The sequence below is a fragment of the Streptomyces sp. G7(2002) genome (assembly GCF_028870195.1).
GTDB lineage: Bacteria > Actinomycetota > Actinomycetes > Streptomycetales > Streptomycetaceae > Streptomyces > Streptomyces nigrescens.
In genome coordinates this window covers 4,590,578-4,609,643 of sequence record NZ_CP102609.1, presented here as the reverse complement: position 1 = coordinate 4,609,643, position 19,066 = coordinate 4,590,578, and the positions used below count along the sequence as shown (strand labels likewise).

18 protein-coding genes are annotated in these 19,066 nt (G+C 70.7%); 13 read left to right on the top strand and 5 right to left on the bottom strand.

The features are described from left to right. Positions 1 to 87: 87 nt before the first annotated feature. From NUT86_RS19335 to NUT86_RS19305, 7 genes are all read left to right on the top strand, one after another. Entirely contained in the window at positions 88 to 1,326 is a 1,239-nt protein-coding gene (locus NUT86_RS19335) for an MFS transporter (RefSeq protein WP_274736671.1), read from the top strand. Continuing rightward, on the top strand, positions 1,295 to 2,470 hold the full coding sequence (locus NUT86_RS19330) for an acetoin utilization protein AcuC (protein ID WP_148591259.1): 1,176 nt from the start codon (positions 1,295 to 1,297) through the stop codon (positions 2,468 to 2,470). The genes NUT86_RS19335 and NUT86_RS19330 overlap by 32 nt, the downstream gene beginning before the upstream one ends. 208 nt (positions 2,471 to 2,678) lie before the next feature. Further along, positions 2,679 to 3,494 carry a phosphatase gene (locus NUT86_RS19325; RefSeq protein ID WP_274736670.1) on the top strand — a complete coding sequence of 272 codons (816 nt, stop codon included), beginning with the start codon at positions 2,679 to 2,681 and terminating at the stop codon, positions 3,492 to 3,494. Between the two features lie 128 nt (positions 3,495 to 3,622). Beyond that, a complete protein-coding gene (locus NUT86_RS19320) occupies positions 3,623 to 3,832 on the top strand; it encodes a helix-turn-helix domain-containing protein (protein WP_006604741.1) in 210 nt (69 codons plus the stop codon). Positions 3,833 to 3,951: 119 nt separating this feature from the next. Continuing rightward, on the top strand, positions 3,952 to 4,050 hold the full coding sequence (locus NUT86_RS19315; RefSeq protein ID WP_003948845.1) for a 30S ribosomal protein bS22: 99 nt from the start codon (positions 3,952 to 3,954) through the stop codon (positions 4,048 to 4,050). A 200-nt stretch (positions 4,051 to 4,250) separates the two neighbouring features. Continuing rightward, entirely contained in the window at positions 4,251 to 5,300 is a 1,050-nt protein-coding gene (locus tag NUT86_RS19310) for an NAD-dependent epimerase/dehydratase family protein (RefSeq protein ID WP_093644968.1), read from the top strand. Between the two features lie 14 nt (positions 5,301 to 5,314). Next, positions 5,315 to 6,310 carry a lysophospholipid acyltransferase family protein gene (locus NUT86_RS19305; protein WP_159487654.1) on the top strand — a complete coding sequence of 332 codons (996 nt, stop codon included), beginning with the start codon at positions 5,315 to 5,317 and terminating at the stop codon, positions 6,308 to 6,310. A 48-nt stretch (positions 6,311 to 6,358) separates the two neighbouring features. Here NUT86_RS19305 and NUT86_RS19300 read toward each other — a convergent pair whose 3' ends face one another. From NUT86_RS19300 to NUT86_RS19285, 4 genes are all read right to left on the bottom strand, one after another. Then, a complete protein-coding gene (locus NUT86_RS19300) occupies positions 6,359 to 7,570 on the bottom strand; it encodes a DUF5667 domain-containing protein (RefSeq protein ID WP_274736669.1) in 1,212 nt (403 codons plus the stop codon). A gap of 281 nt (positions 7,571 to 7,851) precedes the next feature. Beyond that, entirely contained in the window at positions 7,852 to 8,637 is a 786-nt protein-coding gene (locus NUT86_RS19295) for an ECF subfamily RNA polymerase sigma factor, BldN family (protein ID WP_006604745.1), read from the bottom strand. A 330-nt stretch (positions 8,638 to 8,967) separates the two neighbouring features. Further along, entirely contained in the window at positions 8,968 to 9,909 is a 942-nt protein-coding gene (locus NUT86_RS19290) for an HAD family hydrolase (RefSeq protein ID WP_018091038.1), read from the bottom strand. A 238-nt stretch (positions 9,910 to 10,147) separates the two neighbouring features. Then, positions 10,148 to 10,426 carry a glutaredoxin family protein gene (locus NUT86_RS19285; RefSeq protein WP_026169869.1) on the bottom strand — a complete coding sequence of 93 codons (279 nt, stop codon included), beginning with the start codon at positions 10,424 to 10,426 and terminating at the stop codon, positions 10,148 to 10,150. A gap of 332 nt (positions 10,427 to 10,758) precedes the next feature. Here NUT86_RS19285 and NUT86_RS19280 point away from each other — a divergent pair, with 332 nt between their 5' ends. From NUT86_RS19280 to NUT86_RS19255, 6 genes are all read left to right on the top strand, one after another. Beyond that, on the top strand, positions 10,759 to 11,532 hold the full coding sequence (locus NUT86_RS19280; protein WP_266450120.1) for a redox-sensing transcriptional repressor Rex: 774 nt from the start codon (positions 10,759 to 10,761) through the stop codon (positions 11,530 to 11,532). After that, positions 11,529 to 12,896: a glutamyl-tRNA reductase gene (locus NUT86_RS19275; RefSeq protein ID WP_018091035.1), complete on the top strand. Its 1,368-nt coding sequence runs from the start codon at positions 11,529 to 11,531 to the stop codon at positions 12,894 to 12,896. The genes NUT86_RS19280 and NUT86_RS19275 overlap by 4 nt, the downstream gene beginning before the upstream one ends. Next, the gene (gene hemC / locus NUT86_RS19270; protein WP_148590939.1) at positions 12,893 to 13,921 is read left to right on the top strand and encodes a hydroxymethylbilane synthase; all 1,029 of its coding nucleotides are present in this window, start codon (positions 12,893 to 12,895) and stop codon (positions 13,919 to 13,921) included. The genes NUT86_RS19275 and hemC overlap by 4 nt, the downstream gene beginning before the upstream one ends. After that, on the top strand, positions 13,918 to 15,567 hold the full coding sequence (locus NUT86_RS19265; RefSeq protein ID WP_266450123.1) for a uroporphyrinogen-III synthase: 1,650 nt from the start codon (positions 13,918 to 13,920) through the stop codon (positions 15,565 to 15,567). The genes hemC and NUT86_RS19265 overlap by 4 nt, the downstream gene beginning before the upstream one ends. Before the next feature lie 130 nt (positions 15,568 to 15,697). Then, positions 15,698 to 16,687 (top strand): porphobilinogen synthase, encoded by a 990-nt coding sequence (hemB, locus tag NUT86_RS19260; protein ID WP_109890720.1) that lies wholly within the window; start codon positions 15,698 to 15,700, stop codon positions 16,685 to 16,687. A 150-nt stretch (positions 16,688 to 16,837) separates the two neighbouring features. Beyond that, on the top strand, positions 16,838 to 17,020 hold the full coding sequence (locus NUT86_RS19255) for a CsbD family protein (protein WP_093644982.1): 183 nt from the start codon (positions 16,838 to 16,840) through the stop codon (positions 17,018 to 17,020). 108 nt (positions 17,021 to 17,128) lie between these two features. Here NUT86_RS19255 and argS read toward each other — a convergent pair whose 3' ends face one another. Next, on the bottom strand, positions 17,129 to 18,904 hold the full coding sequence (argS, locus tag NUT86_RS19250; protein WP_018091030.1) for an arginine--tRNA ligase: 1,776 nt from the start codon (positions 18,902 to 18,904) through the stop codon (positions 17,129 to 17,131). Between the last annotated feature and the right edge of the window lie 162 nt (positions 18,905 to 19,066).

Genomic DNA, 19,066 nt, shown 5'->3' with positions numbered 1-19,066 from the left:
CCGCCCCACCACCCGTCGGACGCCCCTCGGAATCGGCGCTGTGATCCATCTACCCAGTGGTAGTGGGGAGTTCTAGGCTGAGCGGCCATGACGGCCCCTCGGGTACCAGGAGCGCAGCCGCGGCACGGCCGGGCCGCGCTCGCCCTGAGCTTCTTCATCCAGGGCGCGGTCTTCGCCCTCCTCGTCACCCGAATACCCGCGATCCAGGACCGCTACGGGATTTCGGACGGACTGCTGCCGGCGTTCCTGGCGGCGGTGCCTGTCCTCGCGGGCGTCGGCAGCGTCGTCACCGAACGGCTGGTGCAGCGGGTGCGGCCCAGCCGGGTACTGCGGGCCGTGCAGCCGGTGGTGTGTCTGGCGCTGGCGGCCGTCGGGTCGGTCGGCTCGATGGCGCAGGCGGCGGTGGCGCTGGCGGTGTTCGGGCTGACGGTGGGGGCCCTGGACGCCTCGATGAACATGCTCGGGGTGAGCCTGCAGCGGACGTACGGGCGGAGCATCATGCTCGGCTTCCACGCCGCGTACAGCCTGGGCGGCATCGTGGGCGCCTCGCTGGCCTGGGCGGGTGCGCACTGGAAGCTGTCGCTGGCGCTGCTGTACGGGCCGGCGGTGGCGGTCCTGGCGCCGCTGGCGCTGCTCGTGGGCCGATGGTTCGTGGACCGGGGCCGGCGGGCTCAGGAGGGACGTGAGGAGGCGCCGGCGGGGGCCGTGGGGCCCCTTGCGATGCGGCTGTTGTTGCCGCTGTGTCTGGTGATGGCGTTCGCGTATATCGGGGACTCGACCGTCTCCAACTGGAGCGCCAAGTATCTGCAGGACGTCCTGGGGAGCTCCGAGCAGCTCGCCACCCTTCCGTACAACGTCTACATGGTCACCACGCTGCTCGGGCGGGCGGTCGGCGACCTGGGCGTGCGGCGCTTCGGGGCGGTCGCGGTGGTGCGGGCCGGGGCGGTGGTCGCGGCGGGCGGTTTCGCGGTGGTGGCGGCCGCGCCGGGGCCCTGGGCCGGGATGGCGGGGTTCACGCTGCTGGGGCTCGGGCTGTGTGTGCTCGTGCCCCAGACGTTCGCGGCGGCGGGGCGCTGCGCCTACGAGAAGCACGGTCCCGAGGCCGCGGACATGGCCGTGGCGCGGCTGAACATCTTCAATTACGTGGGCTTCTTGATCGGCTCTCCGTTGGTCGGTGCGCTCGGTGATGCCTGGAGCTATCGGGGGGCCATGCTCGTACCGATGGCCCTGGTGCTGGTGACGCTGCTGTATGCCCGCTCGTTCGGGGCGCCGGAGGCCCGATACGGTGACGGACATGAGCGGCCGCGCACAGCTGATGTGGGATGAGGCAGTAACGGGCTACGACTTCGGGTCCGGGCATCCGATGGACCCGGTCCGGCTCGCGCTGACCATGCGTTTGGTGGAGGCGTTCGAGCTGGACCGCGGGCCGCTGGAGGTGGTCGCGGCCAAGCCTGCCGGGGGCTCCACCCTGCGGCTGGTGCATCGCGAGGACTACATCGCCGCGGTCCGCAGAGCCTCGGCGGAGCCGGCCGCCGCGGATCTGTCGTACGGACTGGGGACGGCGGACGATCCGGCGTTCGTGGGGATGCACGAGGCGTCCGCGCTGATCGCCGGGCAGTCGGTGGGCGCGGCGGAGGCCGTCTGGCGCGGCGACGCGGCCCATGCGGTGAACTTCGCCGGCGGGCTGCACCATGCGATGCCGGGCGGGGCGGCCGGTTTCTGTATCTACAACGACGCGTCGCTGGCGATCGCCCGGTTGCTGGAGCTGGGGGCCGAACGGGTCGCGTACGTGGATGTGGACGTCCACCACGGTGACGGGGTGCAGGCGGCGTTCTGGGAGGACCCGCGGGTACTGACGATCTCGCTGCACGAGCATCCCCGGACGCTCTTCCCGCAGACCGGCTGGCCGGAGGAGACCGGCGGGGCGGGCGCGGAGGGCACCGCGGCGAATGTGGCGCTGCCGGCCGGGACCGCGGACGAGGGCTGGCTGCGGGCCTTCCACGCGGTGGTCCCGGAGCTGCTGGGGGCCTTCCGGCCGCAGGTGATCGTGACGCAGCACGGCGCCGACACCCACTTCGAGGATCCCCTGGCGCACCTCGCGGTGAGCCTGGACGCCCAGCGTGCGGTGGCGGAGGCCTGCCACGACCTGGCGCATGAGCACGCGGACGGCCGGTGGGTCGCGCTCGGCGGGGGCGGCTATGCGGTGGTGGACGTGGTGCCGCGCAGCTGGACGCATCTGGTCGCGATCGCGGCGGGCCGGCCGATCGATCCGACCGCGATGGTGCCGGAGGCATGGCGGCACGAAGTGTTCCGCCGGACCCGGCAGTTGGCGCCGCACCGGATGACGGACGGCCGTACGCCGCAGTGGCGGAGCTTCGTCGACGACGGCTATGACCCGGCCGACCGGCTGGACCAGGCGGTGCTGGCGACCCGTCGGGCGGTCTTCCCGGCCCATGGGCTGCTCCCGTAGGGCCGGACCCCCTTCATGTCCCTGTAACGCTGTTACGGCGCCAGGGAACGAGGTGCTCCGTAGGGGAGCCGAGGTCCCGCTGGCGGGTGTCCCGCGCGGAGCCCTCCGCCGCTTCCGTACGGCCGTATCCGGCGCCGCGCCCCACGGATGTGTGACTACCCGCCGGTCCGGGCAACCGTAGGCCGACCAACCGGACAGTATGGGACGCGTGTTGGGAACCGGGGCGCTGCGGGCGCACCTGATCGAGGCGCGGCTCGCGGGGACGATCGCGACCACGCGGGAGAAGAGTCTGGCGCGCTACCGGCTCTTCGCGGCGCGCGATCCCAGAGTGCTGCTGGGGCTGGATCCGGAACGGGACTGGCCGCTCGGTGAAGTACTGCGACTGATGGGGCGGAAGTGCGGGGTTTCGGCCGATCCGGCGCACACTTCCGGCCCGGATGTGATCGACCCCGACCGGACGGTCGCCGCGCTGGACGGGTTCGCCGAACGGGTCGCCGCGGCGGCCGGCCGCCGGGCGCCGGTGCTGATCGGCACCGGCCATCCGCACCGGCTGCTGGGGTTCTACGCCGCCCTCGCAGACGCCCTCTCGTCGGCGGGCTGCCCCGTTCTCACCCCGGCGTATGGCGCCCGTGTCGACATAGCGACCCGGTTCGGGGTACGTCCCTGCACACTCGCGTACGTACGGGGAGTCGCGCTGATGCGAGAAACCGGCGTGCGGGGCGCGCCCGGGGACAGGGGCGTACACACCCATTCCCCGCTCCCGGTACGGACCGCTCTGGCGGCCGCGGCGGACACCGCGGGCCCGCTGCCGGCCCTGGTGATCGGGGACCACGGTTGGGTCTGCGGAGCAGGTCAGCTGGGTTTTGAGGCGATCGGGCTGGCGGACACCGACGACCCGGCGCTGTTCGTCGGCCAGGCCGAGGGACGGGTGTCCGTGGTGGTGCCGCTCGATGACGCGGCGCGGGCCGCGGACTATCGGCCGCTGGCGCGCTATGTCATCAATCGGGCGCGTCTGTCCCGATAGGCGGCTGTTCGCTGCTCCTCTTCCCCACTCGCATCACCCGCCCCTAATCTGGGGAGTGAGCGCATAGCGACGAAGAGTCACCGGAGGGGAAGCCGGTGTCCGTCTTATGCGGAAGGTGCAGGTGTGACATGGCGGCAGACCAGAGGCCTCTGAACGAGGTCGTGTTCCTGACAGTGGCGGAGGTCGCCACGGTGATGCGAGTGTCGAAGATGACCGTGTACCGCCTGGTGCACAGCGGCCATCTGCCCGCGATTCGCGTGGGGAGGTCATTCCGGGTTCCGGAGCAGGCGGTTCACGACTATCTCCGTGAGTCCTTTGTGGGGGTGGAATCAGCCTGACGGGTCCTCGCCGACCCTCGGATTACGCCGTTCGCCCGGCGCCGGGTAGGCTGGCCCGATGTAGGTAGTGTGGGCTCGGACGCCCCGCACCGAGTGATTCGAAGTGAGCGAGGGTAGTCGTGGGCTCTGTTATCAAGAAGCGGCGCAAGCGGATGGCGAAGAAGAAGCACCGCAAGCTGCTCAAGCGCACCCGTGTTCAGCGTCGTAACAAGAAGTAAGCGACGCTGATCGCGAATTCGCAGCCCCTCATCGCCTTGGTGCGATGGGGGGCTGCGGTGCGTTGTGGGCCGTATGGACGGTGGTCGGACGGAAATGTGGCCACGGGCATCCTGCGGTCATCACCGCGCAACACCGACCCGATAGCGTGGCCTGCACAGCTCGGCTAGGGCGTGGTCGCGGCGGGAAGGTGGGGCTGATCTTGGGCAAGGTCGTGCTCGTCACGGGAGTCGCACGGCAATTGGGCGGTCGGTTCGTCCGTCGTATCCAGCGCGATCCCGATGTCGACCGGGTGATCGGGGTCGACGCCGTGGCACCGGAGCACCATCTGGGTGGCGCCGAATTCCTCAAAGCCGATATCCGGCATCCCGCCATTGCCCGGGTCCTGGCCGAGACGGGCGTCGACACCGTCATCCATATGGACATCAACGGCACCCCGTTGGGCAAGCGCGGTGGCCGCGCCTCGGTGAAGGAAACCAACGTCATCGGGACGATGCAGCTGCTCGGCGCCTGCCAGAAGGCCCCGAAGGTGCAGCGGCTGGTCATCAAGTCCAGCACCAGCGTCTACGGCTCCGCGCCCCGGGACCCCGCCGTCTTCACCGAGACGACCACACCGAAGTCGCTGCCCAGCGGCGGCTTCGCCAAGGACGTCGTCGAGGTCGAGGGGTACGTACGCGGCTTCGCCCGCCGCCGGCCGGATGTGGCGGTGTGTGTGCTGCGCTTCGCCAACATCCTCGGGCCGTGCGCGGATTCCCCGCTCGCCGAATACTTCTCGCTGCCCGTATGGCCCACCGTCCTGGGCTACGACCCGCGGCTGCAGTTCGTCCACGAGGACGACGCCATCGAGGTGCTGCGGATCGCCGCCGCCGAGCCACGCCGCGGCACGCTCAACAGCGGCACGTTCAATATCGCCGGAGACGGTGTGCTGCTGCTGTCGCAGACCTCCCGGCGGCTGGGGCGGCCCACCGTGCCGCTGCTGCTGCCGACCGTCACCTGGGCCGGTACGGCGCTGCGGTCCATCGGCATCACGGACTTCTCGCCGGAACAGATCCGGCTGCTCACGCACGGCAGGGTCGTCGAAACGACACAGATGCGCGAGACACTGGGATTCCATCCGAAGTACACGACGGCGGAGACCTTCGCGGAATTCGCCCGCAGCCGCGGACCCGGGCTGCTGCCGCCCGAGTCCCTCGCCCGCACCGTCGACCGGCTCGCCGGCGTGCTGCCCGCACGCAGCGGCCCGACCCAGTGAGGAGTTCATCCACGATGGCGGACGCCAAGGTCATTCCCTTCGGCGAGGAGCCCCGGGCGCGCAGGAAGGCCCGGCGGGCCGGGCGCGCGGAGCGCGGTGCGGCGCTGGCACCCGTACCGGAGGCACGGACCGAGCATCCGCCGGCCGTTCCCCCGCGGCCGAACACCGGGCGGTCCCTGGACGAGCGGATCGCCGGCGGGCTGGCCTTTCTGCGGCGGCGGATCACCGGCGACTACGAGGTCGACGACTTCGGGTACGACGAGGAGCTGACCGACCAGGTCCTGATGTCGCTGCTGCGGCCCTTCTACGAGAAGTACTTCCGGGTCGAGGTGAAGGGGATCGAGAACATCCCCTCCGACGGCGGAGCGCTGATCGTCGCCAACCACTCCGGAACGCTGCCACTGGACGGCCTGATGCTGCAGGTCGGGGTGCACGACAACCACCCGGCGCAGCGTCATCTCCGGCTGCTGGCGGCCGATTTGGTGTTCGTCCTGCCGGTGATAAACGAGCTGGCGCGCAAGGCCGGGCACACCCTCGCCTGCGCGGAGGACGCCCAGCGGCTGCTGGAGCGCGGCGAGATCGTCGGGGTGATGCCGGAGGGTTTCAAGGGCATCGGCAAGCCCTTCGCGGACCGCTACAAGCTCCAGCGCTTCGGGCGGGGCGGCTTCGTCTCGACGGCGCTGAAGGCCGGAGTGCCGATCGTGCCGTGCTCGATCGTGGGCGCGGAGGAGATCTACCCGATGATCGGGAACGCCAAGACGCTGGCGCGGGTGCTGGGGCTGCCGTATTTCCCCCTCACGCCGACCTTCCCGTGGCTGGGGCCGCTGGGGGCGGTGCCGCTGCCGACGAAGTGGACGATCCAGTTCGGCGAGCCGATCCCGACGGCCGGCTATCCGGCGGAGGCGGCCGACGATCCGATGCTGATGTTCAACCTGACCGATCAGGTACGGGAAACGATTCAGCACACCCTCTACAAGCTGCTGGTACAGCGACGCTCGGTGTTCTTCTGAGGGAAGGACCAGAAGAACACCGAGCGCGCCGGCACCGGAGGCGATCTGCTACTTCGGGAGATCCTCGCCGTCGATGCCCAGACCGGGAAGCAGCCCCGGGATCAGCGGCGGGAGAGTGACATCGGGCTGGCCGCCGGTGTCCCTGCCACCGCTGTGGCCCCGGTCGTGCGGCGACGGGCTGCTGCCCTTGGACGGCGGGTCGAGCAGCCCGCCCGTACTGCCGCCGAGCAGGCCGTCCTCCTGGGAGGGTGACGCCGACGGGCGCGGGGCGTGCGGGCCGCCGGAGTGCTTGCCGTGGGAGGACTTGCTGCCGGACGGTGCCGGGCGGCCGTCGGAGCCGGAGCCGGTGCCCGCGGAGGCGGGCGTGTCGCGGTGGTGGCGCCTGCTGTCCGGGGTGGGCGGCAGCAGCGAGCGGAGCGGACCGACCTCTTTGTCTATGGCGTCGAAGACCGAGCTGACCTCGTCGCGGACGTCCGTGAGCTGCACCGGGAGTTTGTCGCGCAGATGCGACCAGGTGCCGCGATGGGACTTCGTGAAGGAGTTCAGCGCCTGGATGGGGCCGAGCGAGCCATCTCGTTCATACGCCGCGTGCAGCAGGCGGTGGCCCTCGCCCGCGTCGTGCCGGATGCCGGAGAGCGCCTTGCGGATCTCGCCGAGCGACTCGTGGTCGAGGTCGGCGAGCCGGGCGCGCTCCATCAGCCTGCGGACCTCCATCATGCGGGTGGAGGCCTGGTCGAGAAGGAGCCGGCCGCGGTCGGAGTCATCGTCGGCCATGCCGAGCCGCAGGTCCTCCATGCCGCGCTTGAGGCCGTAGAGGGAGTCGCCGGGGAGGGCGTCGGAGCTGGCCGCGGCGACACCGCTGAACGCGCCGGCGGCGACGCCGACCGTCAGCCCGCCTGCCGCCAGCCCCTTGGAGAGGCGGGAGCGCGGGCGCAGCCGGCCGATGGATTTCGTGGCGCGGTGCGCGCCCTTGTGTTCGCGCTGCTCGGGCACCCTGGCACCGTCGGACGGAGCGCCTTCGGCGAAGGCGGCCTCCATCGCAGCGATGAGCTGGGCGCGCTGGACAGTCTTGACCTCGGTGGCCATCTCCGGCCCCGGGAGTTTCCCGAGGCCGTCGGCGACCGCCAACAGCCGTGCTTCGCCCGGCGCTTGGGCCGGATTGTCGACCTGGTCCTCGGCCGCCGCGCCCTCGAGGACCTGCTCCTCCAGGGCCTGGGCGAAGGCGTTGGCCCGCCGGTGCACCGAGACATTTGCGATCACGGGCGGCACCTCCTCTCGTCATCCCGCTCGACTCCCCGGACTGGCTTTGACTGTCCAGATGGACCGGATGGTTGCACGCCGTGGTCCGCGGCCACTCGATCGAGTGAGAGGCAGCGGGCATGGCGTGACCGCATGGAGCCTGCATCCCGCACAACGAGCGGCGCGGCACTCGGGTTACGCACTCACGATGATCTGACCGACCGGGCATGAGTGATCACCAAGAGTGAGCGTGTGACGGTGTGGGACGGGACGTCGGCGCATGTGGACAGGGGGGGGGTGGGTCAGCGGGCGTCTTCGGGGAGCAGCCGTGCGAGGGTGCGGACCGCGCGGTACTGGAGGGTCTTGATCGCGCCCTCGTTCTTGCCCATGACGCGGGCGGTCTCGGCGACCGAGAGGCCCTGCAGAAAGCGCAGCGTGACGCACTCCTGCTGTTGGGGGTTGAGCTTGCGTACCGCCTCCAGGAGGGCGGCGTTGGAGAGGGATTCGAGGACCGAGTCCTCGGGGCTGCGCTCGACCTCGTTGGCGTCGAGCATCTCTCCGGTGGTGACTTCCAGGCGGAAGCGGGAGGACTTGAAGTGGTCGGCCACGAGATTGCGGGCGATGGTCACCAGCCAGGCGCCGAAGTCACGGCCCTGCCAGGTGAACGTGCCGATGCGGCGCAGGGCCCGCAGAAAGGTCTCGCTGGTGAGGTCCTCGGCCGTGGCACGGCCGCCGACGCGGTAGTAGATGTAGCGGTAGACCGTGTCGGCGTACTGGTCGTAGAGGCGGCCGAAGGCTTCGGCCTCGCCGGCCTGGGCTCGTTCGACGAGGTCCATCATGCGACGGCTGTCGCTGTCGGCGGGACGACGGGCGGTGGTCGTGCCGGTGCCGGAGCGGCGGGTTCTGCCGGCGGCCTTTCCGACCGCAGCACTCCCGTCGGCCAGGGCGTAGCAGGGTCCGGCGGCGGGGACGGCTGAGGCGAATGCGGGGACGGCGTACGCGGTGGGGACAAAACTGCGCAGGTGGTCGACGAGTGTCGTACGCAGCGTAGCCAGGCCCGAGGCGTCAACCCCGACGTGTGGGTACACGGGACTCCCAGAGGCAGAGCTTCCATCACGTGCAGTGCGGGACCGTTCACTCGTCGTAGGGACGTGTGGGTTCCGGATTGCGTCTGAGGAGAATAACGCTTCGTACAGGCAGCGCTACACCCAGTTGCTCAAATCATCGATTAGTTACGGTCCGTGCCGGGTTGGTGGCAGATCAAGTATCGAATACTGAGCAACTATTGATCGGAAGGGAACGCAATCTGCCTGGTTGGAAGGCGTGTTGTGGCTGACCGACAGCTGCGGGACTGACGGGACGGCGGAGGGGGTAGGGAGAGGGGATGGCCGTCCGGCCGGCGCGGTGATCAGGCCTGGTCAGCGGCGTCGGCGCTGGAGTGCGACCGCGGCCGCGGCGCCGCCGGCGAGAGCCCCGACCCCGGCCGCCGCGGGGATGCCGATCTTGGCCGCTTTCCGGCCGGTGCGGTAGTCGCGCAGCCGCCAGCCCTGTTCCCGGGCGTGCTTGCGCAGGCGGCTGTCGGGGTTGATCGCGTACGGGTGCCCGACGAGCGAGAGCATCGGGATGTCGTTGGCGGAGTCGCTGTAGGCGGCGCAGTGCGACAGGTCCAGGCCCTCGCCCGCCGCCAGGGCGCGGACCGCCTCGGCCTTGGCGGGGCCGTGCAGCGGCTCGCCCACCAGCTTGCCCGTGTAGACACCGCCGACGGACTCGGCGACGGTGCCGAGCGCGCCGGTCAGGCCGAGCCGGCGGGCGATGATCGTCGCGGTCTCGACGGGGGCCGCGGTCACCAGCCAGACCTTCTGGCCCGCGTCGAGGTGGGCCTGGGCCAGGGCACGGGTGCCGGGCCAGACCCGCTCGGCCATGTACTCGTCGTAGATCTCCTCGCCGATGGACATCAGCTCGGCGACGCGGTGGCCCTGGACGATGGACAGCGCGCTGTTGCGGACGTCCGCCATGTGCTCGGGGTTCTCCGAGCCGGCCAGCCGGAAGTAGATCTGCTGCCAGGCGAAGCGGGCCAGGTCGCGCTTGTGGAAGAAGTGCCGCTTGTACAGGCCGCGGCCGAAGTGGAAGAGCGCCGCGCCCTGCATGACGGTGTTGTCCAGGTCGAAGAAGGCGGCGGCCGCCGTGTCCCCGACGACCGGGAATTCGGGCTCCGCGGGCGTCTCCTCGACCGGCGGCGCCTCCTGGGAGGACTTGCGGGCGGCCTCGGCCGCGGCCTCGCCGGCCAGCACGCTGCGGGCCGTGGCGGGGCGTCTGCGGCGAGGGATCCAGCCCAGGTCGAAGAGCGCCCCGGAGGGCATCCAGCCGGATCGGCGAGCGGGCGACATGCCGACAGCGTAGCCAGTTTGTTCGGTGCAGCCGGTTACGGGCGCGTGTCAGGAGGGTCTGGGGAGGGGGAAGGGGGCATTACGGCCACCTCGGCGGGGCCTTAGGGGATGGGCGAACGCTTCCCGTAGGGGGCGAGATGGCCCCCTACGGGACCACAACGTGGTGGGGGGAGGGGGAATTCCTCGCGTGGCTCCGGGGGGCGCGGAAGGCTCAGGCGCCCAGGGCCGTGCGCAGCCGTTTCGGGTCGACCCGCCAGAAGTCGTGCTGGGCGCCGTCGACGAGGATGACCGGAATCTGCTCCCAGTACTTGCGGTGCAGCTCGGGGTCCTCGGTGATGTCCTTCTTCTCCCACGACGCGCCGGTCTCGGCGCAGACCTTCTCGATCACGGCCTGGGCGTCGTCGCAGAGGTGGCAGCCCGGCTTGCCGACCAGGGTGACCATCCGGTCGGCGGGGCTCTTGCGGGGGCTGCGGCTGAACAAGGGGGCCATGGAGCCATTGTGCCGGGTCACGGCGGTGTCCGGTCCGGCCCGGTTCGATTACCATCGGTGGGCGATTTGTAGGTTTCCGGGGGTATAGCGGTAAGGAGTGAGGGCGCGTGCTCCCGTCGGTGCTGCCCCGTGAGACGGGTGGCGCGAGTGAACGGTGTGACGTGGGAGTTGGTTCCGCGGAGGCCTGTAATAGGCGCGTGACCCCGGTCACTTTGGGCGGACAAACCGGACACCATCTTTGTGCACGCGTTCACAAAGACATAGCCTGCAGAAGACAGGGCGGTCGGGTTCCATGCGGTCGCCCGCAGCCCCGCTCTACCCGCAGGAGCACCGTGGCAACTGGCCGAACTCACCGACCGGCGACCCGCAGCCGAGGCATTCCCGAGGCCACCGTCGCCCGGCTTCCGCTGTATCTGCGTGCACTGACCGCGCTCTCCGAGCGCTCGGTACCCACGGTCTCCTCCGAGGAGCTCGCGGCCGCGGCGGGGGTCAACTCCGCCAAGCTGCGCAAGGACTTCTCCTACCTCGGCTCGTACGGGACCCGCGGCGTGGGCTACGACGTGGAGTACCTCGTCTACCAGATCTCGCGTGAACTGGGGCTGACCCAGGATTGGCCGGTTGTCATCGTCGGTATCGGTAACCTCGGCGCCGCGCTCGCCAACTACGGCGGCTTCGCCTCGCGTGGCTTCCGCGTCGCGGCCCTGATCGACGCCGACCCGGCCATGGCCGGCAAGCCCGTCGCGGGCATCGCGGTCCAGCACACCGATGAGCTGGAGCACATCATCGAGAGCAACGGCGTCTCGATCGGCGTCATCGCCACGCCGGCCGGGGCCGCCCAGCAGGTCTGTGAGCGCCTGGTCGCCGCCGGTGTCACCTCGATCCTCAACTTCGCGCCGACCGTACTGACCGTGCCCGACGGGGTGGACGTACGCAAGGTCGACCTGTCGATAGAGCTGCAGATCCTCGCCTTCCACGAGCAGCGCAAGGCCGGCGAGGAGGGCGGGCCCGACAGTGGTGGGCCGGCTGTGGCCGCCCGGGCCGCCGCCGCGGTGGCGGACGATCGCAAGGGACCTGACGGGGACATGCCCGCCGTGATGCCGGCATGACACTCCTGGTCGTCGGACTGAGCCATCGCAGCGCGCCGGTGAGCGTGCTGGAGCGGGCCGCGCTCGCCCCGGAGGCGCGCGGCAAGCTGCTGCAGGACGCGGTGTCGGCCGAACCGGTCACCGAGTCCGCGGTGCTCTCCACCTGCAACCGCATCGAGCTCTACGCCGACGTGGACAAGTTCCACGCCGGTGTCGCCGAGCTGTCCACCCTCCTGGCCCGCCACAGCGGCGCCGGCCTGGAGGAGCTCACCCCTTATCTCTATGTCCACTACGAGGACCGGGCCGTCCACCACCTCTTCTCGGTGGCCTGCGGCCTGGACTCGATGGTCGTCGGCGAGGGCCAGATCCTCGGGCAGATCAAGGACGCACTGGCCGTCGCCCAGGAACAGCACACCGCGGGCCGGCTGCTGAACGACCTGTTCCAGCAGGCCCTGCGGGTGGGCAAGCGCGCCCACAGCGAGACCGGCATCGACAAGGCCGGCCAGTCGCTGGTCACCTTCGGGCTGGAGCAGCTCGCGGCCGGCCGGGACGTCGAGGACTGGGCGCGCGGCAAGCGGGCGCTGGTCATCGGCGCCGGATCGATGTCGTCGCTGGCCGCCACCACCCTCGTGCGGGCCGGCGTCGGCGAGCTGGCCGTCGCCAACCGCACCGTCGAGCGCGCCGAGCGGCTGGTCCGGATCCTCACCGAGCCGGGCGGGACCGGTGCCGCCACAGGAGTCGCCGCCCGTGCGGTGGCGATGACCTCCGTCCCGGACGAGCTGTCGCTCGCCGACATCGTGGTCTCCTGTACCGGCGCGACCGGCCTGGTCCTGGCCGGCGAGATGGTCGCGGCCGCGCGCGACGGGCGTGAGGCGCCGCTGGCGCTGCTCGACCTCGCCATGCCGCGGGACATAGATGCCGCGGTGCACCGGATCGACGGCGCGCACCTCGTCGACATCGAGTCGCTGGCCGACGCGTCCGCTGACGCGCCGATGGCGGCCGACGTGGACAAGGTGCGCGGCATCGTCTCCGATGAGGTCGCCGCCTTCGGCGCCGCCCAGCGGGCCGCGCACATCACCCCCACCGTGGTCGCCCTGCGCACCATGGCCGCGGACGTCGTCGCCGGTGAGATCGCCCGGCTCGACGGCCGCCTTCCCGACCTTGACGACAAGCAGCGCGCCGAGATCACCCAGACCGTGCGCCGCGTCGTCGACAAACTCCTGCACGCGCCCACCGTCCGGGTAAAGCAGCTGGCCAGCGAGCCCGGCGGCGCCGGGTACGCGGACGCCCTGCGGGAACTCTTCGATCTCGACCCCCAGACGGTCGCCGCCGTCAGCCGGGCCGACACGCGCGCCGACAGGCACGATGCACGGGAGCGGGCATGACCGACAGCACAACGAGAGCACTGCGGCTGGGCACGCGGCGCAGCAAGCTCGCCATGGCCCAGTCCGGGCAGATCGCCGAGGCGGTGCGCGCGCTGACGGGCCGCCCCGTCGAACTGGTGGAGATCACCACCTACGGCGACACCTCCCGCGAGCACCTCGCGCAGATCGGCGGCACCGGTGTGTTCGTCTCCGCGCTGCGGGACGCGCTGCTCGCCGGGGAGATCGACTTCGCCGTCCACTCGCTCAAGGACCTGCCCACCACGCAGCCCGAGACCCTGACCCTGGCGGCCATACCCGTACGGGAAGACCCCCGGGACGCGCTGATCGCCAGGGACGGGCTCACCTTTGAGCAACTGACCGCCGACGAGGACCGGGTTGCCCGCATCGGCACCGGCTCGCCTCGCAGGATGGCGCAGCTGAACGCCTGGGCCAGGTCGCTGGGCCGGCGTGTGGAGACCGTGCCGATACGCGGGAACATCGACACCCGCATCGGCTTCGTCGAAAAGGGCGAACTGGACGCGGTCGTACTGGCCGCCGCCGGTCTCACCCGCATCGGCCGGATCGACGAGGCGACGCAGCTGCTGTCGCCCGACGTGTTTTTGCCTGCCCCCGGCCAGGGGGCGCTGGCGATCGAGTGCGCCGCGGTCAACGTGGACCTCGTCGCCCGGCTCAGTGAGCTCGACGACCCGGACACCCGGGCCGCCGTGACCGCCGAGCGATCCCTGCTCGCCGCCCTGGAGGCCGGCTGTTCCGCACCCGTCGGAGCACTGGCCGACCTCTCCCCAAGCTCTCGACTTCGCTCGAGCAGGGGAGGCCCCAAGGCTGACGAGCAGGCTGTCACCGAATTGCACCTGCGCGGTGTCGTCGGCACGACCGACGGCAGCACGCTGGTGCAGCTGTCCACCACCGGGCACGTACCCGCCTCTCCCGACGACGTGTCGACCCCGCTGAACCTGGGTCGTGAACTCGCCGCCGAGATGCTCGCAAAGGGTGCGGCCGGTCTTATGGGGGAGCGAGCACTTTGAACCCCACCGCCCCAAACCACTCCGCCTCCGGTCAGGTCACCTTCCTGGGTGCCGGGCCGGGAGACCCGGGTCTGCTGACGCTGCGTGCCGTGGAGGCGCTGGCCTCCGCGGACGTACTGATCGCCGACCCGCAGGTGCTGGACGTCGTGCGCGTGCATGCCCGCGCACAGGTGGACACACCACTGCAGGCGTCAGCTGACGAGGCGTCAATCCCCGCCGATGTCCCTGCCCTTAGGGACACCGCCAATCTTGTCATGGCGGCCGCCCGTGCGGGCAAGCGGGTCGTACGTGCCGTCACCGGAGACCCCGGCCTGGACGGTTACGTCGCCGAGGAGATGCTGGCCTGCGCCTCCGAAGGCATCGTCTTCGAGGTCGTGCCCGGTATCGCCGCGGCCGTCGGCGTGCCCGCGTACGCCGGTGTCCCGCTGCGGGACGCGCAGGGCACCGATGTGCGCTTCATCGACGCCCGCAGCGCCGATGCGCGCTGCTGGTCCGAAGTGGGTGCCAGTGACGCCACCGCCGTCGTCTCCACCACCCTCGACTCGGTGGCCGCGGCCGCCGGTGAACTGGTGTCCGGGGGCCGCAAGCCCGACACCCCGATGACCGTCACCGTCGCCGGCACCACCACCCGCCAGCGCACCTGGACCGCCACCCTCGGGTCGGTCGCGCAGGTGCTCAAGGCCGCCAAGGTGCTGCCGTCGGCGGACGGCGGCCAGCCGGTCATAGCCGTGGTCGGTGAGCGCAGTGCCGCCGCGCAGCGCGACCGCCTTTCGTGGTTCGAGTCCAAGCCGCTCTTCGGCTGGCGGGTGCTCGTGCCGCGTACGAAGGAGCAGGCCGCGTCGCTCTCCGACCAGCTCGTCTCGTACGGCGCGGTGCCGCACGAGGTCCCGACCATCGCCGTCGAACCGCCGCGCACCCCGCAGCAGATGGAGCGTGCGGTCAAGGGCCTGGTCACCGGCCGCTACGAGTGGATCGCCTTCACCTCGGTCAACGCCGTCAAGGCCGTCCGGGAGAAGTTCGAGGAGTACGGCCTGGATGCCCGCGCCTTCGCCGGGATCAAGGTCGCCGCGGTCGGCGAGCAGACCGCCAAGGCGCTGGTCGCCTTCGGTGTGAAGCCCGACCTGGTGCCGAGCGGTGAGCAGTCCGCCGCCGGTCTGCTGGAGGACTGGCCGCCGTACGACCCGGTCTTCGACCCGATCGACCGCGTCTTCCTGCCGCGTGCCGACATCGCCACCGAGACCCTGGTCGCCGGGCTGATCGAGCTGGGCTGGGAGGTCGACGACGTCACCGCCTACCGGACCGTGCGCGCCTCGCCGCCGCCGGCCGAGACCCGCGAGGCGATCAAGGGCGGCGGCTTCGACGCCGTGCTCTTCACGTCCTCGTCGACCGTGCGGAACCTCGTCGGTATCGCCGGCAAGCCGCACAACGTGACCGTGATCGCCTGTATCGGCCCGGCCACCGCCAAGACCGCCGAGGAGCACGGGCTGCGCGTGGACGTCATGTCGCCCGAGCCCTCGGTGCACAAGCTGGCCGAAGCGCTCGCGGACTTCGGCGCGGCGCGGCGCGACACCGCGCTGGAGGCCGGGGACCCGGTCACCCGGCCGAGCGAGCGGCGGCCCGGATCGCGCCGGAGAGCGCGTAGCTAGCAGCGGTTCGTACGGCTTTGAAGGGCGCCTCCTCCGGGGGCGCCCTTCGGCTTGTGTGCCGGAGCCCGGACCCCTCCCCTCCGACGGCCCGTCGGCAAAGGCAGGCGCAAAGCGGGCGTAGCGTGGGCGTATGACGAAGTACGGAAGCTTCCCCGGTGCGCGGCCCCGGCGGCTGCGTACCACCCCCGCCATGCGGCGGATGGTGGCCGAACACCGGCTGCACCCCGCCGACCTGATCCTTCCCGCGTTCGTACGGGAGGGGGTCAGCGAGCCGGTGCCGATCTCCGCCATGCCGGGCGTGGTCCAGCACACCCGTGACACGCTGCGCAAGGCCGCCGCCGAGGCGGCCGGGGCCGGGGTCGCCGGGATCATGCTGTTCGGAGTGCCCGAGGACGCCAAGAAGGACGCCCTCGGCACGGCCGGCACCGACCCGGACGGCATCCTGCAGGTCGCCATCCGGGACGTGAAGGCCGAGGTCGGCGACGATCTCGTGATCATGTCGGACCTGTGCCTGGACGAGTACACCGACCACGGGCACTGCGGTGTCCTGGACGCCGCCGGCCGGGTCGACAACGACGCGACGCTGGAGCGCTACGCCGAGATGGCGCAGGTCCAGGCCGACGCGGGCGTCCATACCGTGGGCCCCAGCGGGATGATGGACGGCCAGATCGGTGTCGTCCGTGACGCGCTCGACCAGACCGGCCACGAGGACGTCTCGGTCCTCGCCTACACCGCGAAGTACTCCTCCGCCTTCTACGGGCCCTTCCGCGAGGCCGTCGGCTCGTCCCTCCAGGGTGACCGCAAGACCTACCAGCAGGACCCGGCCAACCTCCGCGAGTCGCTGCGCGAGCTGGCGCTCGACCTGGAGGAGGGCGCCGACATGGTGATGGTCAAGCCGGCGCTGCCCTACCTCGATGTGCTCGCGAAGGTCGCGGACTCGGTGGACGTACCGGTCGCCGCGTACCAGATCTCCGGTGAGTACGCGATGATCGAGGCCGCCGCCGAGAAGGGCTGGATCGACCGCGACAAGGCGATCCTGGAGACGCTGACCGGCATCAAGCGGGCCGGGGCGAACATGATCCTCACGTACTGGGCCACGGAGGTCGCGCGGGGGCTGTGAGCCGCCGGGCGCCCGTGTGCCGCACCTGCTCCCGTCCCCGGGCTCCGGGGGCGGGAGCTTTGCTGTGTGACGGTGACGTTTTGTCCGCCTGGTTCCGGGCACGCACCGGTTGTCAGGGAAGACCGCGACCGGACCGAGGAGCGAGTCACCATGACTGCCAAGCGCAAGATGCAGGCCAAGGGCGCCCAGGTCATCGGCGCCATGAAGGAAGCCGTCGGCAAGGCGACGCACAACCGCAAGCTGCAGGCCGAGGGCAAGGCGGAGAAGACCGCCGGTCAGGGCCTCGATGTGAGCGAGAAGACCAAGGACGAGGTGCGTAAGCGCTGGCCGTGAGGCCGGCCCTCCTCGGCCCGGAACGGCCAACGGCCCCGTACAGCACGACATCTGTGCTGTACGGGGCCGTTGGGCCGATGCGGGTGGCGGGTGCGGCCCGCGCGCCGGTCAGAGGCGCTCGGGCGTCCGGATGCCGAGCAGGGCCATGCCCTGGTGGAGGGTGCGGGCGGTCAGGTCGCACAGGAACAGCCGGTTCGCGATCTGGTCCGGGCCGCCCTCGGCCTTCAGGACCGGGCACTGGTCGTAGAAGGTCGTGAACAGCGAGGCGAGGCCGTAGAGGTACGCGGCGAGCTTGTGCGGCTCGTACGAGGCGGCGGCCTCGGCGACGGTCTCGCCGAACTGGTCGAGGTGCAGACCCAGCGCCCGCTCCGCCGGGGCCAGCGGCAGCTCGGGGTGCGCCACGGGGGCCACGTCACCGGCCTTGCGGAAGATCGACCGGATCCGGGCGTAGGCGTACTGGAGGTACACCGAGGTGTCGCCGTTCAGCGAGACCATCTGGTCCAGGTCGAACTTGTAGTCCCGGCTGGCCGACGTCGACAGGTCCGCGTACTTCACGGCGCCGATGCCGACCTGCGCGCCGTTGCCGGTGATCTCCTCCTCGGTGAGGCCGATCGGCTCGCCCTTCTCCCGCACCACCGCGGTCGCCCGGTCGATCGCCTCGTCCAGCAGGTCCACCAGCCGCACCGTCTCGCCCTCACGGGTCTTGAACGGCTTGCCGTCCTTGCCGAGGACCGTGCCGAACGCCAGCTGCACCGCATGCGTCTTGTCGTCCAGCCAGCCGGCCCGGCGGGCGGTCTCGAAGACCATCTTGAAGTGCAGGGACTGCCGGGCGTCGACGACGTACAGCAGCGTGTCGGCGGAGAGGTTCTGGACCCGGTCGCGGATCGCGGAGAGGTCGGTGGCGGCGTAGCCGTAGCCGCCGTTGGTCTTCTTGACGATCAGCGGGACGGGGTTGCCGTCCGGGCCCTTGACGTCGTCGAAGAACACGCAGAGGGCGCCCTCGGAGCGCACCGCCACACCGGACTCCTCCAGCAGCCGGCAGGTCTCCTCCAGCATGGCGTTGTAGCCGGACTCACCGACGACATCGGGGTCGTGGATGTCCATGTCCAGCTTGTTGAAGACCGAGTAGAAGTAGATCTTCGACTCGTCGACGAACCGCCGCCACAGGGCCAGCGTCTCCTCGTCGCCGGCCTGGAGGTCGACGACCCGGCGCCGGGCGCGCTCCTTGAACTCCTCGTCGGAGTCGAAGAGCGCGCGCGAGGCCTTGTAGAGACGGTTCAGGTTCGACATGGCCTCCTCGCCGGAGACCTCGCCGCCCTTGTGGTCCAGCTCGTGCGGGTGCTCGATGAGGTACTGGATGAGCATGCCGAACTGGGTGCCCCAGTCGCCGATGTGATGCCTGCGGATCACCTTCTCGCCGGTGAACTCCAGGATCTCGACCATCGCCGCGCCGATCACCGCGGACCGCAGATGGCCGACGTGCATCTCCTTCGCCACATTCGGCTGGGCGTAGTCGATGACGGTGGTGCCGGCCCCGTCGGCGTACGGCACGCCCAGCCGGTCGTCGGCGGCGCGCGCGGCGAGGGTCGTGATGATCGCCTCGTCGGCGACGGTGATGTTGAGGAAGCCGGGGCCGGAGACCTCGATCTCCTTGATCACCGCGCCGCTGTCACCCGTGGGGATGCCCGCGACGACCTGAGTGGCCAGCTCCCGCGGATTGCCCTTGAGCTTCTTCGCCAGCGCCAGCATGCCGTTGGCCTGGAAATCGGCCCGGTCGCTACGTCGCAGCAGCGGGTCGACGTCGCGGGCCTCCGGCAGGGCTGCCGAGAGGGCGTCCGCGACGCGCTGGTTGACCGATGCTGCGAGGGAAGTGACCGAGGCCATGGAGATGAGCTCTCTTCCAGAGGGAGGTGTCGCTGGAGTGGAAAGGGTTTGCCAACGAGTATCCCACGGCACTACCACTGATTTTCCGTCTGGGACAATGGGCACCGTCAGGCATTTGTGCGTCGCATGCGCAAGACGGCGCAATCAGGAAGCACCAGGAAG

Excerpts from the sequence above, each read along its gene's own strand:
- NUT86_RS19305 (WP_159487654.1), top strand. The coding sequence starts at position 5,315 with ATGGCGGACGCCAAGGTCATTCCCTTCGGCGAGGAGCCCCGGGCGCGC.
- NUT86_RS19335 (WP_274736671.1), top strand. The coding sequence starts at position 88 with ATGACGGCCCCTCGGGTACCAGGAGCGCAGCCGCGGCACGGCCGGGCC.
- NUT86_RS19275 (WP_018091035.1), top strand. The coding sequence starts at position 11,529 with ATGACACTCCTGGTCGTCGGACTGAGCCATCGCAGCGCGCCGGTGAGC.
- hemC (WP_148590939.1), top strand. The coding sequence starts at position 12,893 with ATGACCGACAGCACAACGAGAGCACTGCGGCTGGGCACGCGGCGCAGC.
- NUT86_RS19285 (WP_026169869.1), bottom strand. The coding sequence starts at position 10,426 with ATGGCCCCCTTGTTCAGCCGCAGCCCCCGCAAGAGCCCCGCCGACCGG.
- NUT86_RS19320 (WP_006604741.1), top strand. The coding sequence starts at position 3,623 with ATGGCGGCAGACCAGAGGCCTCTGAACGAGGTCGTGTTCCTGACAGTG.
- NUT86_RS19255 (WP_093644982.1), top strand. The coding sequence starts at position 16,838 with ATGACTGCCAAGCGCAAGATGCAGGCCAAGGGCGCCCAGGTCATCGGC.
- NUT86_RS19290 (WP_018091038.1), bottom strand. The coding sequence starts at position 9,909 with ATGCCCTCCGGGGCGCTCTTCGACCTGGGCTGGATCCCTCGCCGCAGA.
- argS (WP_018091030.1), bottom strand. The coding sequence starts at position 18,904 with ATGGCCTCGGTCACTTCCCTCGCAGCATCGGTCAACCAGCGCGTCGCG.
- hemB (WP_109890720.1), top strand. The coding sequence starts at position 15,698 with ATGACGAAGTACGGAAGCTTCCCCGGTGCGCGGCCCCGGCGGCTGCGT.
- NUT86_RS19330 (WP_148591259.1), top strand. The coding sequence starts at position 1,295 with ATGAGCGGCCGCGCACAGCTGATGTGGGATGAGGCAGTAACGGGCTAC.